Raw genomic sequence first — 14,621 nt, 5'->3', positions numbered from 1 at the left:
CCCTACCCGGCTTGGCGCCCTGAACCCGCTAAGCCTGGGACAGGAACGAGGGCCACTCGCGGGGATCGTTGAGAGGCTGGTGGCGGCCGTCCACGACGTGGTACCCCCAGCGGGGGCCGTGGGTGAGCAGCGTGCGCAGGGCGGTGATCAGGCGGTCCACATGCTCGGTGGTGGTGCCGAGGCCGACGCTGGCGCGCAGGGCCTGGGTGCCGTCGATGCCGTTGCGGCGCAACAGCCTCGCGGTGGCGACGTGGGCGCAGAAGGCGCCGTCGCGGAGGCCGATGCCGTGCTCGGCGGACAGCGCCGCGGCCAGCAGCCCGGGGTCGCTGCCAGCGATGGCGAAGCCGACCACGCCGACGCGGGGGTGGTCTGGGCCGAACAGGTTGAGCTCCACCAACCCGGGGATGGTCGCCAGCCCGGCGCGCAGGCGCTGCACCAACGCCCGCTCGTGGGCGCCGATGGCGTCCCAGCTTGAGAGCACCCGGCAGGCGGTGGCGAGCGCGTGCACGCCCACGACGTTCGGGGAGCCGCCCTCGTGCCGCTCCGCGCCGGGCTGCCAGGACACGGTGAGCGATTCGCCGAGTTCCCCGACGCGGCGGGACGCGCCGCCGCCCGCCAGGTAAGGCGCGGCGGCGCGCAGCCAGTCGGCGCGGCCGACCAGGGCGCCCGCGCCGAACGGCGCGTACAGCTTGTGCCCGGACAGCACCACGTAGTCCACGCCGAGCGCGGCGATGTCGATCGGCCCGTGCGGGGCGAGTTGCGCGGCGTCGAGCACGGTCCTGGCGCCGTGGCGGCGTGCGACGGCGGCGAGTTCGGCGACCGGCAGCAGTTCGCCGGTGACGTTGGAAGCGGCGGTGAGCACGACGAGCCGCGGGCCGACGGGGGCCTCGCACAGGGCGGCGTCGAGCGCGCTCACCGCCGCGGGCGGGGTGGTCGGGGTGCGCAGGCGACGCACCCACGGGCCGCGCCACGGCAGCAGCGCGGCGTGGTGGTCGGTGTCGAAGTGGATCACGGCGGTACCCTTGGGCACGGCCCTGGCCAGCAGGTTCAGCGAATCGGTCGTGTTGCGGGTGAAGACCACCGCGTCCGAGGCGTGGGCGCCGGTGAAGGACCGGAGCACCCCGCGGGCCTGTTCGTAAACCCTGGTGCAGACCTGGGAGGCGAAGCCCGCCCCGCGGTGCACGCTGGCGTACCAGTCGAGCAGTTCGTCCACGGCGTCCTTGACCGGACGCAGACAGGGAGTGCTGGCGGCGTGGTCGAGGTTGGCGTAGCCGATCTGGCCGCCGGTGACCAGCGGCACCCGCAGGTCGGCGCCGACCACCTGGGGCAGCCGGGTCGCCTGGGCGGGGATGGAGTCGACGAGGGCGAATGACACAGGGCGCTCCTGTGATTCCGGGACCTCAGGGGTCCGCGCTTGCCCGTCGCGCTGCTGCGACGGACCAGGTCTTCACCCGGGGCACCCCACCGCGGAAGGAGGGTTGCCGGCCAGCAAACCGGGGTTTGGCACTGGCACTCATGACCTTGCGTGGCAGACGTTAGCCGAGCGCCGCCACGGCGCGGAAGTGATTTCCGCTCACGTCACACACTCGGCGCCATGACATGTCCGGATAACGACAGGCCCCCGCCTGGTGGGGCGGGGGCCTGTCGTGGACTGCGCGGCAGGTTCGCGCGCGGCCTTCAGGAGGTGAAGCGGCCGGGCAGGCTCACGTGTTCGCCGTCGGAGACGTTCTGCAGGCTGCCGGAGTACTGGTTGTCGCCCGCGCGGACCCGCCAGTCGCCGACGACCTGGTTGTCCAGGTCGACGCCCGCGAACTCGCCCATGGCCTCCAGCGCCTCGAAGGACTTGCCTGACCAGTCGCGCTCGGCCGCGGAGACGCCGCCGAGTTGCCAGAGGGTGAAGTGCACGTGGGCGCCGGAGGAGCTTCCGCCGCAGGGCAGTGCGTTGCCGGTGCGGCCCAGCGCGGTTCCGGTGTCGACCTGTTGGCCGTCCTGCACCTGGATGCCCTCCAGGTGGTAGTAGCCGGTGCGCCAGCCGTCGGCGTGGTCGACGGTCACCCACGGCCCGCCATCGCACTGCTGGAGCCGGACGGTGCCGGGCGCGGCGGCCCTGGCCACGCCGTCGGACGGGGAGAAGTCGATGGCGTTCTTGACGCCGGAGGAGCCGTTGTTGGAGTGCACCCCGGCGGAGTAGACCCGCTGGCCGTCGGTGAAGGGCAGGGCCAGTGTCGGCGCGGCCGTGGTCCTGGTGGCGGCTTGGCCGCCGCCGGCGGCGCCCGCGGCGCCCGCACTCTGGAGCACGGCGACCGGGGTGCTCACGACCAGACCGAGGCTCAGCAGCACACCGGCCGCTGTTCTGACTCTGCGCAACATGCGCGCTCCCTTACAGGGGAAGGAGCTGGCGCAGAGGAGCCAAAACGGCCGACTCACGCCACCTGACGCCACGCAAAGTAACCGCTATCCGCCGAATGGGGCAATAGCTGAGCTAAATTTGTTCGTAACCTTCGCTACGGCTTGCCCACTTCGCCCCTCCACCGTGCGTACCGGCCCGCGCGGTCGACGGCCCGCAGCCGCCGTTCGGCAGCCTCTCGCACCTGCTGGGTGGCGACCACCAGCAGCTCGTCGTGCTCCTGCAACCGGGTGTTGTCCGCCGGGGTGAAGCCGTCGCCGCCGCGAACCACCAGGCTCACCGAGGCGCCCGCGGGCAGGCGAAGCTCGGAGAGGTACACGCCGTGCAGCCGCGAGCCCGCGGGGACCTTGACCTGGAGAAGCTCGGCGTTGACGGTGTCCAGCGGGGCGGCGTCGACCTGGATCTCCTCGGGTTCGACAGCCTTGGCCAGCCCGAGCCTGCGCGCCAGTACCCGCAGCGTGCCGCCCTGGATCGCGGTGAGCAGGACGACCAGCACGAACACGACGTCCACCAGCTGCTGCGCGCCTGGCATGCCCGCGGTGAGCGGGACCAGCGCCAGCACGATGGGCACCGCGCCACGCAGGCCCGACCAGCCGAGGAACACCTGATCTCGCCAGGGCACCCGGAACGGCGCCGCCGCCAGCAGAATCGACACCGGCCGGGCCAGCAGCACCAGCACCGCGCCGACGAGCAGCGCGGGCACCAGCACCCCAGGCAGCCGGTCGGGCGAGGCGAACAGGCCGAGCAGCACGAACAGCCCGATCTGCGCCAGCCAGCCCAGGCCCTCGGCGAAGGAGATCGTGTCGGAGCGGTGCGGCAGCCGGGCGTTGCCCAGCGTGAGGCCCGCGACGTAGGTGGCCAGCAGCCCCGAGGCGTGCGCGCCCTGCGCGGCGGCGAAGGCCAGCACACAGACGGCCACCGTGGCCAGCGGGTAGAGGCCGCTGGCGGGCAGCGCGGCGCGGCGGAGGGCGGCGCCGCCGAACCAGCCGAGCAGGATGCCGATCACCGCGCCCGCGGCGAGTTCGTAGAGCACCAGTCCCGGGGTCCACCAGCGCACGGGATCACCGGAGGCCAGCAGCACGACCATGATGTAGGCGGGTGCGTCGTTGAGGCCCGACTCCAGCTCCAGCGCCCCCGCCAGCCGCCGCTTGACGCCCGCCCCGCGCAGCACGCTGAACACCGCGGCGGCGTCGGTGGAGGCGAGCACCGCGCCCCACAGCAGGGCGATCCGCCACTCCAGGTCCAGCAGCAGGTGCAGCGCGCCGCCGGTGATCGCGATGCTGGTCGCGACCGACACAGTGGACAGTGCAACGCCAAGGCCGAGCGAGGGGCGGACCGTCTCCCAGCGGGTGGTGAGACCACCCTCGGCGAGGATCAGCACCAGAGCGGCCAGCCCCAGGGACTGGGTGAGCCCGGCGTCCTCGAACTCGATACCGAAACCGGACTCGCCGAGCAGCAGACCAATGGCCAGGTAGACCAGCAGCGAGGGCAGTCCGAGGCGGACCGAGAAGCGGACCGCCAACGCGGCGAGCAGCAGCACCCCGGCACCGATGCCGAGCACCACCGCCAGCTGGTCCACCGGCAACCTCCTCGTGAGGGATTGGTCTGCATAGTGTGACCCAGGCCTCAGGCTTCCCAGCCAACGGGATCACAACAAAACCGCTGGTAACGGCAGGCTGTGGAGATCGGTTCCTGACGGTCGAGTGGAGCATTCGGGCGGCCTGAGAATACCCGAGTGGCTCACGCGTCCCGCCCGCCGCACGCTCATGGACGGACGGGTCGTCCCGAGGATTTGCTTGGCCCGCAACCCGATTCTCAGGGCCTCTGAAGTGCGGAGAGGCGGGCGGCGGCGTCGGTGGGGGCCGGGTTGAGCTCGACGATCTTGTCGCGGCCGTGGTCGCCGGTGACGATGCTGACGGCTTGGCGGCGGACGCCGAAGGCCTTGGCCAGCAGAGCGCGTACGGCGTCGTTGGCCCTGCCTTCCACCGGCCTGGCCGATACGGACACGACCAGCGCCAGGCCGGTGTCGGCGGGCCAGATGCCGCCGACGGCGTCCCTGCGGGCACCGGGCTTGACCCGGATGGCGAAGCGGAACGCGGTCACCGGCGGGCCAGGTCGCCGACGCCACTGTACCCGGCGGCGCGGAGACGGGCGGCGAGTTCGCGGTTGACGCGGGCGGGCCACAGCGGCCCTTGGTAGATCAGCCCGGTGTAGGCCTGGACCAGCGTGGCGCCCCCGGCGAGACGGTCCCACACGTCGTCGGTGGTCTCGATGCCGCCGACGGAGATCAGCGTGAGTCGATCACCGACGCGGGCGGCGAGCCTGTGCAGCACCTCCAGGCTGCGCGCCCGCAGCGGCGCCCCGGACAGCCCGCCCGTCTCGGCCGCCAGCGGCGGCTCGGTGCGCAGGCCTTGGCGGCCGATCGTGGTGTTGGTGGCGATGATCCCGTCCAACTCCAACTCGACGGCGAGGTCGGCGACGGCGTCGATGTCCTCGTCGGCCAGATCGGGTGCGATCTTGACCAGCAGCGGAATCCTGCGGTCGGTGCCGCGGTCGCAGGCCGCGCGGACGGCGGTGAGCAGCGGGCGAAGCTGTTCGGTGGCCTGCAGGTCGCGCAGGCCCGGGGTGTTCGGTGAGCTGACGTTGACGACCAGGTAGTCGGCGTGCCGCGCCAGCAGTTCCGCACTCGCCACATAGTCGCCTACCGCCTCGGCCTCCGGCACGAGCATGGTCTTGCCGATGTTGACGCCGACGACGTCCTCACCGCGCCGGGCGAGCCTGGCCGCGGCGGCGGTGGCGCCGTGGTTGTTGAAGCCCATGCGGTTGATCAGGGCGCGGTCGGCGGGCAGCCGGAACAGCCGGGGCCGCGGGTTGCCGGGCTGGGGCCGCGCGGTGATCGTGCCGACCTCGACGAACCCGAAGCCCAGCGCGGCCAGCGCGGCGGTGCCGGTGGCGTCCTTGTCGAAGCCCGCGGCCAGGCCCAGCGGGCTGGGGAAGTCGATGCCCAGCGCCCGCACCCGCAGCGCCGGATCACGCGGCGACAGCAGGCGGCGCACCAGCGGCAGCACACCGGGCAGCGTCGCGAGCAGGCGCAGCAGCCCGAAGCTGACCTTGTGCGCCAGTTCGGCGGGCACGCGCGTGAGCACGAGGGAGAACAGCAAGCGGTACACCGGCAACGGTCCTTCTCAGTCGGTCGTCTCTGCCGACGGTCCGGCCAGCAGCACCCGCATGGTCTCTTCGAGATGGAGTCGAAGCGTGCTCCGGGAGCGGGGCAGCACCTCCATCGCACAGTGCGCCAACTGTACGTGCCCGAGGTAGCTGGTGTAGGCCAGCAGGGCGCGTCGGCGTGCCTGCGTCTTGCCGAAGCCAAGCTGGGTGAAGACCCATTCCAGGTAGCTCACCCGGTGCTTGGTCACCCGCTGCAGCACCGCGGTCACCAGCGGATCGGCGGAGGAGGCCAGCAACGCGACCTCGACGGCGTTGCCTTCGGCGTGGGTGGAGACGGAGGAGAACAGCTTGCGCAGCCGGTACTGCGGGTCGACGTCGACCTCGCGCAGGCGGTTGATCGCCTCGACGTGTTCCTGCTCCCAGCGCCGCAGGGTGGCGGTGAGCAGTGCCTCGCGGTTGGGAAAGTGCCAGTACGCACTGCCTTTGGTGGCGCCGAGCCGATTCGCGAGGTTTTCCACTGCCACCGCGGCGACGCCGCCCTCGGCCAGCGACCGAAGCGCCGCCGCCGTCCAGTCGTCCCTGGTCAAACGGCGCCGCGATCGGCGTGGTGAGTCGCCTGTGGCCGCCATGCCGCAATACGCTAATGGTTGGAGGCGCAAATAGTCCGACCGTCCGGACGAATGTCTCCGTCACATCTTCAACATCGCCACGGCCTGATCGACCACCGGGTTTGACGACCGAGACTCCCCGGAACCGGTGTGGCTCAGGGGAGTTTCGGTCGTCAATGCCCGGTTTCAGGCCTTGCGGACTCCCACCAGCACAGTGGAGCCCTCGCCGACGGGGCCGGTGTGGGGGTTGTCACCGGCGTCGCCGAACTCCATCGAGGTGGCCAGGGTTTCGCCCGCGATGAACTCGCGGTGCCGGTCGACGGCGGCGCGCACCTCGTCGTCCACCTGCAAGGTCAGCCGGATGCGGTCGGCCACGTCCAGGCCCGCGTCCCGGCGGGCCTGCTGCACGACCCTGACCACGTCCCTGGCCAGGCCCTCGGCGGCCAGTTCGGCGGTCACCTCGGTGTCGAGCACCACCAGTCCCGCTCCGCCGGGCAGTGCCGCGGCGGCGCCGGGGTCGCTGGAGACCAGCCGCTCGGTGTACTCCTCGGGCAGCAACTCGATGCCCGCGGCGATCACCTGGCCCTCCGGTCCGTGGGTCCACTCCCCCGACTTGACCGCCTTGATCACCTTCTGGGTGTCGGCACCCAGCCGCGGCCCGCAGGCGCGGGCGTTGACGGTCAGCTCGAACCGCCCGTGCGCCGCGACATCGGCGGTGAGTTCGACGGCTTTGACGTTGACCTCGTCGCGGATGATCTCGGTGAACGGCTCCAGCAGCGCGGTGTCCGGGGTGGCCACCACGAGCTTGGCCAGCGGCAGCCGCACGCGCAGTTTGTTGGCCTTGCGCAGCGACAGCGCGGTCGAGCACACCTGGCGCACCTCGTCCATGGCGGCCACCAGGCCGTCGTCGGCGGGCAGGTCGATGGCGTCTGGCCAGTCGGTGAGGTGCACCGACCGGCCGCCGGTCAGCCCGCGCCACACCGCCTCGGTGACCAGCGGCAGCAGCGGCGCCGCCACCCGGCAGGCCACCTCCAGCACGGTGTGCAGGGTGTCGATGGCGTCCTGCTCACCGGCCCAGAACCGGTCCCGGGACCGGCGCACGTACCAGTTGGTCAGCACCTCCAGGAAGTCCCTGACGTGCCCGCACGCACCCGCGAGGTCATAGGAGTCCATGGCCTGCTGCGTCACGGTGATCAGGTCGTGCGTCTTGGCCAGGATGTAGCGGTCCAGCACGTGGGTGCTGTCGGTGCGCCAGCGCCCCTGCACCCCTTCGGCGTTGGCGTAGAGGCCGAGGAAGTAGTAGGAGTTCCACAGCGGCAGGATCGCCTGCCGCACGCCTTCCCGGATGCCGCGCTCGGTGACCGAGAGGTCGCCGCCGCGCAGGATCGGGCTGGCCTGCAGGAACCACCGCATGGCGTCGGCGCCGTCGCGGTCGAAGACCTCGTTGACGCTCGGGTAGTTGCCGGTGGACTTGGACATCTTCAGCCCGTCGTCGCCCAGCACGATGCCGTGCGCGACGCAGTTGCGGAATGCCGGGCGGTCGAACAGCGCCGTGGCCAGCACGTGCATGGTGTAGAACCAGCCGCGGGACTGGGCGATGTACTCCACGATGAAGTCGCCGGGGTAGTGGTGCTCGAACCAGTCGGCGTTCTCGAACGGGTAGTGCACCTGCGCGAACGACATCGAGCCGGACTCGAACCAGCAGTCCAGCACCTCCGGCACCCGGCGCATGGTCGACTTTCCGGTGGGGTCGTCCGGGTTCGGCCTGGTCAGCTCGTCGATGAACGGGCGGTGCAGGTCGGTCGGGCGCACGCCGAAGTCGCGCTCCAACTCGTCCAGCGAGCCGTAGACGTCGGTGCGCGGGTAGTTCGGGTCGTCGGAGACCCACACCGGGATCGGCGAGCCCCAGAACCGGTTGCGGGAGATGTTCCAGTCCCGCGCGTTGGCCAGCCACTTGCCGAACTGCCCGTCCCTGATGTGGCCGGGCACCCAGTTGATCTCCTGGTTGAGCTCCACCATGCGGTCCTTGAACTTGGTGACCGCGAGGAACCAGGACGACACCGCCTTGTAGATCAGCGGGTTGTTGCAGCGCCAGCAGTGCGGGTAGGAGTGGTTGTAGGACTCGTGCCGCAGCACAACGCCGCGCTTCTTGAGCTCGGCGATGATCGGCTTGTTCGCGTCGAACACGTGCTGACCGGCGTAGTCGCCCACCATCGGCTCGAACCGGGCGTGCGAGTCGATGGTCTCGATGATCGGGATGCCGTGCGCGCGGCCGAGCAGGTTGTCGTCCTCACCGAAGGCGGGCGCGATGTGCACGACGCCCGTACCGTCCTCAGTGGACACGAAGTCGCCCGCGAGCACCTGGAACGCGTTCTCGGTGCCGAAGGTTTCGGTGTCGGCCAGGTAGCCGAACAGCGGCTCGTACCGCTTGCCGACCAGGTCGCGGCCCTGCTGACGGGCCAGCACCGTGGGCTCCTCGCCGAGTTCGCGGGCGTAGGCGGGCAGCCGCGACTCGGCCAGGATGTAGCGCTCGCCATCGTGCTCGACGGTCACGTAGTCGACGTCGACACCCACTGCCAGCGCCAGGTTGGACGGCAACGTCCACGGCGTGGTCGTCCAGGCCAGCACGTTCTCGCCGGACTCGAGCCGGAACGCCACCGTCAGCGCCGGGTCCTGGCGATCCTTGTAGACGTCGTCCATCCGGGTCTCGGTGTTGGACAGCGGCGTCTCGCAGCGCCAGCAGTAGGCCAGCGTGCGGTGGCCCTGGTAGATCAGACCCTTGTCCCACAGCGTCTTGATGGCCCACATGACGCTTTCCATGTAGTCCAGGTCGAGCGTCTTGTAGTCGTTGGCGAAGTCCACCCAGCGGGCCTGCCGGGTGACGTATGCCTCCCAGTCCTTCGTGTACTGGAGCACCGAGGTGCGGCAGACCTCGTTGAACTTCTCGATGCCGAGCGCTTCGATGTCGGCCTTGGTGTTGATGCCCAGCAGCTGCTCGGCGCGCACCTCGGCGGGCAGGCCGTGGGTGTCCCAGCCGAACCGGCGCTCCACCCGGCGCCCGCGCATGGTCTGGTAGCGCGGCACGGTGTCCTTGGCGTACCCGGTGAGCAGGTGCCCGTAGTGCGGCAGGCCGTTGGCGAACGGCGGGCCGTCGTAGAAGACGAACTCGTTGTCGCCGTTGTCCCCCGCGGGCCGGTTCTCGACGCTGGCCTGGAAGGTGCGGTCGGCGGCCCAGTAGGACAGCACGTCTTTTTCGATGTTGGGGAAGAACGGTTGCGCCGGGACCCCGGCGTTGCCCGCCGGTTCGGACGATGTCAGCTGGACCTTCGGGTAGGCCATCGGGTACTGCTCCTCGCGTGTCTCGCCTCGCACAGGGCGGTTGCGCCCACGTGCGGGGACGAGACGCTGCCGCGTCCCGCGGTACCACCCCGCTTGCCGGTATGCACCGGCCGCTCGTTCGTCGGCTGTGACGGGCCGGACCCGTCCGGTTCTACTGAGGCTCTCGCCCGTTCTTCCGGAGGCTCCCCGGTGATGGCCGGATCAGCGCCTTGTGGTTTCCAGGGTACTCACCTGGCGCAAATCACTTGCCGACGACCCCGGCTCGGTCAGCGGACGCCGTCCGGGTGGACCCTGGCCAGGCGCCAGAGCATCCTGCTCGGTCCGCGAATGACGCCCTGCTCGTGCAGGAAGGAGCGCAGCTTCTCGAAGGAGTCCGCCCACATCGCGTGCAGGTGCTCGCTCTCGCGGACCGCCTTCCGCGCCTGCCGCACATCCAGCCCGGCTCGCCGGTACACCTCGGGCCGGGTGAGGACGGTCTTGAGCAACAACGCGCCGATGCCCGCCACGATGCGGGAGAACTCGCGCGCCCACCACGGCGCCCGCTGGAGCCTTCGGACGAGGTCCTCGCGGGCGTAGCGGATGTGCCGGGACTCCTCGGTGACGTGGATGCGCATGACCTGCCGCATCAGCGGCTGGATGCGGTCGTCGTTCATGTACTTGCGCTGCGCGGCGTCGAAGATCTCCTCGCCGACCAGCGCGGCCACCCACAGCGAGGGCCCACGCAGCAACAGCGGCACCAGCTTGCCGAGGTTGTGCAGGAAGAACCCCTGGGGATAGGCCCGCCCGCCCACGCGGTCGATGACGCGCCCGAACATGGTCATGTGCCTGCACTCGTCGGCCAGTTCGGTGAGGGCGTAGTGCACGTGGCTGCGGCCGGGGTCCATGTTGTAGGTCATCCGCAGCAGGAGCTGGTTGAGGATGTTCTCGAACCAGATGCCCACGCTCAGGGCGTTGATCATTTCCTGCCGCGACAGCTCGACCCGCTGCTCGGGGCTCATCCCCTCCCACATCGGAGTTCCGTACAGGGACACCGTGACCGGCGGGACATAGAACTTGTCCGCCGCCAGCGGTGCGTCCCAGTCGATGTCCAACTCGGGATCGTAGGAGCGCCGGACCGAACCGCTCAGCAGTCGCTGCGCCGTCTGCTCCCGTTCCCCGACCTTCACCATGACGAACTCCTCACATGTGGGGTCGGCAACAGCAGAACACGTGAAACAAAGAGAGTCAACCTGTAAAGTCTGTAAGATGCGCGTTGTGGCAGGTAACAGCGAAAACCTCCTCCAGCGGGCGCTGGCGACGGACCTCCCGGTGGACGAGACCACCGAGCGGATCATGGGCGCCGCCCTGCAACAGGCGGAGGACTTCGGCCTGCGCCGCTTCACCATCGACGACGTGGCTCGCAGGGTCGGCCTGTCCCGGGTGACGATCTACCGTTACTTCCCCAAAAAGGACCAGCTGCTCAACGCGCTGATCATGCGCGAACTGCGCCGCTTCCTGACCAAGGTGGACAAGGTCATCGCCGACCAGCCCTCCCCCGAGGCGAAGCTGTCCGAGGGCGTCATCTTCTGCCTGACGTTCCTGCGCAACCACCGCCTGCTCAACCGCCTGCTGCGCACCGAACCAGAACTGATCCTCCCCCAACTCACCACCAAGGCAGGCACCCTCCTGGCCGCCTCCCGCGAGTGGATCGCGGGCCACATCCGCGCCGAGATCACCGAAGGCCGCCTGTCCCTCCCCGACGAGGACATCGACGGCGCCGCCGAACTCATCGCCCGCTGCGTCCTGTCCCTGGTCGTCACCCCCGACACGGTCCTCCCCGTGGACTCCCCCGAAGGCCACCGCCGCCTGATGGACCTCTACATCGCCCCCCTCGTCCAAACCCTGCGCCCAAAGGCGTAAGCCAGAGGCCGACGTGGTTCCGGACAATCACAGCAACCGCTGCGCAAGGTCGAGAGGCGCGGGCACCTCCTGGCCCTGGTGATGGACACATGAGTGCGCAGTCCCTTCGAACGGAACTGCGCACTCACGACGTGGACGACCTTTGACCCACGCGAACGGCCGCCGACCCCGCACGGATGCTCCAACGCTGTCGTCCCTGACCACGCTGTACGGGAACGGCCGCATCCACTGTGTTTCTCGGTCCGCACTCAAGATCGTTGCGGAACTGGCCGGACGGGAACGGCCACGTCCACCGTGCGTTTCCCAGTCAGCACTCAAGACCGTTGCGGAACTGACCGGACGGGAACGCCGCGTCCACCGTGTGTTCCTCGGTCAGCACCCAAGATCGCTACGGAACACGTCGATAGGGACGGGGCTGGTCGACCGGGCGCGGGCCAGGCCCGCCGGGCGGCGCCAACCACGAATTTGTCGGTCCGCAGCCCTAGGCTGTGTATCGGGGGCTGCTGCGCCAGATCCCGCCGCAGGGCGTCATCATGATCTCCCAGGGCGTCATGATGTCGACCCAGGGGCGCATGATGACGGTTCAGGGAGCCTTGGCGAGAATCGCCGCCGATCGCGATGTCACACATTCGGTTGATCAGGCGTCCCGGAGAACCGCCGATCACGAAACCTCATCCGCGCATGCGGCTCAGGAGCGAGCGCGGAGATCAGCGTGATGCGGTAGGGCGGTGCGCGGCCGCGGTGACCCGGTCGGGGGTGCAGCGGGCGCAGGGGGTGAAGCCCAAGTGCCGTGCCTCGCGCAGGGGAAGCGGAAGGGCGGGCCTTCCCGCGAGCCAGCCGCAGACGCGGAGGTGGTAGCGGGGGTGCTCGTCGACGACCAGCACCTCATCCGATGCCTCGGAGATCGCGATCAGGTCGGCGGCGTCGGTGTCCTCCTCGGGAGGCTCCAAGTCCAGCGGGCCCGTCGCGGAGGCCTCGCCGTTGCCGAAGACGACCATGGTGTCTTCGGTGTGCCGGTCCCCGCGATTCACGGGGCCGGCACCACCGGAGTGCGCTTGCTGGTCGATGGGTCCGGTGGCGGGCTCCCGGCCGACTTCCCCTTCGGCCTGGGGTCGCTCACCGACTACGGCGGTCTCCTCGGAGTCGGTCACCGCAGGCGTCTCGAGTGCCCCACTCCCTCGGGCACGTTGCTCCCGCCTGCGGAGCACCCACTCCACGGCAAGCACGATGGCGGCGATGACGCTCAGTCCTACCGAGAGCCATGCCCACACCGTGGTCGCCGTACTCAAGGCCACCACGAGCAAACCGAACGACGCCAGTACCAGCAGCAGAACGATCAACAGCACGCGCTACACCTCGCACTGGCTGTACCGCCTCGTCGCGGTACCGCCGCTCAATGCCCGTGACGGACCTGGTTTCAACCTGCCTCGGCCCGAGCGCCGAAGCTGTAGCCCTGCCCGCCTTGTCGGCCTTCCGAAGGCGCCGCCGAACCGCGACCCTCCAGTTCCCGAAGCTGCGACTCCAGGTAGGTCTTGAGGCGAGTACGGTACTCCCGCTCGAAGGTGCGCAGTTCGTCGATCTTCTTCTCGAGCGTGTTCTTCTCCTGGGTGATGGAGCCCATCACCTCGGCATGCTTGCGCTGAGCGTCGCGCTCGAGCGCGGAAGCCTTCTCCCTGGCCTGCCGCTCCAGTGTGTCGGAGCGGGTGCGGGCGTCGTTGAGCATCGTCTCGGCACGCGAGCGCGCCTCGTTGACCATGCTGTCGGACTTGGCCCGCGCCTCGGAGAGCAGCTGCTCGGACTTGGTCCGAGCCTCCGAGAGCATCCCGTCGGCCTCGGCCTTGGCCTCACCGGTGAGCCGGTCGGCCATTTCCTGGGCGAGCCCGAGGACCTTGGCGGCCTGCACGTGGTGATCACCACCCGGCGAGGTCTGCTCCATGGCCGTCGGCGGCGGCACGGGTGCCAGCCTGGGCCGCTCCTCCAGCGCACGGGGCGCCGGCGCGGCGTCGAGGTCGGAGCGGGCGGCGTCCAACTGGGACTCCAACTGCTCCACCTGCTGGCGCAGGTCGTTGTTCTCCTCGATCAACCTGGCCAGCTCGGTCTCGACGAGGTCGAGGAAAGCATCAACCTCGTCCTCGTTGTAGCCGCGCTTGCCTATCGGCGGCTTGCTGAACGCGACGTTATGAACGTCGGCGGGGGTCAACGGCATCGGATCACCTCACGCACTCCTTCGCTGCGGATCCCCGGGTTCCCCGTTACCCAGGAAGAGCAAGCACCACTCGCATCAATATGAACACGACCAGCAACAGCACCATAATCGATAGGTCCAGCCCCACGCCCCCGAATCGAACCATCGGGATGATGCGGCGGACCACTCGAACAGGTGGGTCCGTCACTGTGTAGATGGTCTCCAGCGCCACCGCAACCCCTCCTGCGGGTCGCCAGTCCCTGGCGAAGGCGCGAACAAGCTCGACGACGATGCGCGCTGTCAGCAGAATCCAGAACAGGAACAGCGCGTAGTAGATGACCAGCCAGACCACTTGCACAACACAACTCTGCCATCGTTCAGCTCTGGTTGAAGAACTGGCCCTGTGCGAGGCGCTTCTTGTCCTCGGCCGTAACATCCACGTTCGGCGGTGAGAGCAAGAACACCTTGCTGGTGACCTTGTCGATCGAGCCGCGCATAGCGAAGGCGAGCCCGGCGGCGAAATCCACCAGTCGCTTGGCGTCCGAATCGTCCATCTCGGTCAGGTTCATGATCACCGGGATGCCCTCCCGATAGTGCTCACCGATGGTGCGCGCCTCGTTGTAGGTACGAGGGTGCAGTGTGGTGATCCTGCTGAACGGCAGGGACACCTGTTCGGTCATCGGACGGACTCTGGTGATCGGCTCGCGCTGCGGTTCGACCGCGAGCGCGCCGCGGACCGGTGCCTCTCGGGACCAGTTGCGACGGACGACGGGGCGTTCGGTGTCGGTTTCGTAATCGTCGTCCTCGGTCAGTTCGGCCCGGTAGGAGCCGGGGTAGCTGCCGAAGGAACGCCGCCTGCCGGTCACCCGGTCGGGGAAGGCGTCGTACTCCTCGGCCTCGTACCCGGCTCGGTAGTCGGACCGATAGCCGTCGTCATAACCGTCGGCATCGTCGGCAGGGACCATCCCGAAGTAGGCCTTCAGCTTGTGCATGACGCTCATGGCCAGCCTCTCCT

General features: G+C 69.5%; 13 protein-coding genes and 1 riboswitch. Of the genes, 1 reads left to right on the top strand and 12 read right to left on the bottom strand.

What is annotated here, in order from left to right:
- Window positions 1–28 precede the first annotated feature (28 nt).
- The 8 genes from ACU6XJ_RS20640 to ACU6XJ_RS20605 form a co-directional block, all read right to left on the bottom strand.
- A complete protein-coding gene (locus tag ACU6XJ_RS20640; protein WP_476314248.1) occupies window positions 29–1,375 on the bottom strand; it encodes an aminotransferase class V-fold PLP-dependent enzyme in 1,347 nt (448 codons plus the stop codon).
- Window positions 1,376–1,405: 30 nt separating this feature from the next.
- Window positions 1,406–1,521: riboswitch (SAM riboswitch) on the bottom strand.
- Between the two features lie 156 nt (window positions 1,522–1,677).
- On the bottom strand, window positions 1,678–2,370 hold the full coding sequence (locus ACU6XJ_RS20635) for a M23 family metallopeptidase (protein WP_476314246.1): 693 nt from the start codon (window positions 2,368–2,370) through the stop codon (window positions 1,678–1,680).
- A gap of 134 nt (window positions 2,371–2,504) precedes the next feature.
- On the bottom strand, window positions 2,505–3,986 hold the full coding sequence (locus tag ACU6XJ_RS20630) for a potassium/proton antiporter (protein ID WP_476314244.1): 1,482 nt from the start codon (window positions 3,984–3,986) through the stop codon (window positions 2,505–2,507).
- Window positions 3,987–4,222: 236 nt separating this feature from the next.
- Window positions 4,223–4,510 carry a DUF167 domain-containing protein gene (locus ACU6XJ_RS20625; RefSeq protein ID WP_476314242.1) on the bottom strand — a complete coding sequence of 96 codons (288 nt, stop codon included), beginning with the start codon at window positions 4,508–4,510 and terminating at the stop codon, window positions 4,223–4,225.
- Window positions 4,507–5,577, bottom strand: a complete 1,071-nt coding sequence (locus ACU6XJ_RS20620) for a quinone-dependent dihydroorotate dehydrogenase (RefSeq protein WP_476314240.1) — start codon at window positions 5,575–5,577, stop codon at window positions 4,507–4,509. The genes ACU6XJ_RS20625 and ACU6XJ_RS20620 overlap by 4 nt, the downstream gene beginning before the upstream one ends.
- A 15-nt stretch (window positions 5,578–5,592) precedes the next feature.
- Entirely contained in the window at window positions 5,593–6,204 is a 612-nt protein-coding gene (locus ACU6XJ_RS20615; RefSeq protein WP_476314238.1) for a TetR/AcrR family transcriptional regulator, read from the bottom strand.
- 165 nt (window positions 6,205–6,369) lie between these two features.
- Entirely contained in the window at window positions 6,370–9,522 is a 3,153-nt protein-coding gene (gene ileS / locus ACU6XJ_RS20610) for an isoleucine--tRNA ligase (protein WP_476318547.1), read from the bottom strand.
- Between the two features lie 266 nt (window positions 9,523–9,788).
- A complete protein-coding gene (locus ACU6XJ_RS20605; RefSeq protein WP_476314237.1) occupies window positions 9,789–10,691 on the bottom strand; it encodes an AurF N-oxygenase family protein in 903 nt (300 codons plus the stop codon).
- 76 nt (window positions 10,692–10,767) lie between these two features.
- Between ACU6XJ_RS20605 and ACU6XJ_RS20600 the strand changes: the two genes are divergently transcribed.
- Window positions 10,768–11,421, top strand: a complete 654-nt coding sequence (locus ACU6XJ_RS20600; RefSeq protein WP_476314235.1) for a TetR/AcrR family transcriptional regulator — start codon at window positions 10,768–10,770, stop codon at window positions 11,419–11,421.
- A gap of 707 nt (window positions 11,422–12,128) precedes the next feature.
- Here the strand turns inward: ACU6XJ_RS20600 and ACU6XJ_RS20595 are convergent.
- From ACU6XJ_RS20595 to ACU6XJ_RS20580, 4 genes are all read right to left on the bottom strand, one after another.
- Window positions 12,129–12,767, bottom strand: coding sequence for a hypothetical protein (locus tag ACU6XJ_RS20595; RefSeq protein WP_476314233.1), 639 nt, complete (start codon window positions 12,765–12,767; stop codon window positions 12,129–12,131).
- 71 nt (window positions 12,768–12,838) lie between these two features.
- Complete coding sequence (gene wag31, locus ACU6XJ_RS20590; RefSeq protein ID WP_476314231.1) at window positions 12,839–13,627, bottom strand: DivIVA-like cell division protein Wag31; 789 nt, start codon at window positions 13,625–13,627, stop codon at window positions 12,839–12,841.
- Between the two features lie 46 nt (window positions 13,628–13,673).
- Window positions 13,674–13,964: a YggT family protein gene (locus ACU6XJ_RS20585; RefSeq protein ID WP_476314229.1), complete on the bottom strand. Its 291-nt coding sequence runs from the start codon at window positions 13,962–13,964 to the stop codon at window positions 13,674–13,676.
- Window positions 13,965–13,983: 19 nt separating this feature from the next.
- Window positions 13,984–14,607, bottom strand: a complete 624-nt coding sequence (locus tag ACU6XJ_RS20580; RefSeq protein WP_476314227.1) for a cell division protein SepF — start codon at window positions 14,605–14,607, stop codon at window positions 13,984–13,986.
- Window positions 14,608–14,621: the final 14 nt, after the last annotated feature.

The organism is Actinorectispora metalli (assembly GCF_056323685.1).
Note: the sequence above shows the minus strand (reverse complement) of the source record. Positions and strands in the feature narration are given on the sequence as shown.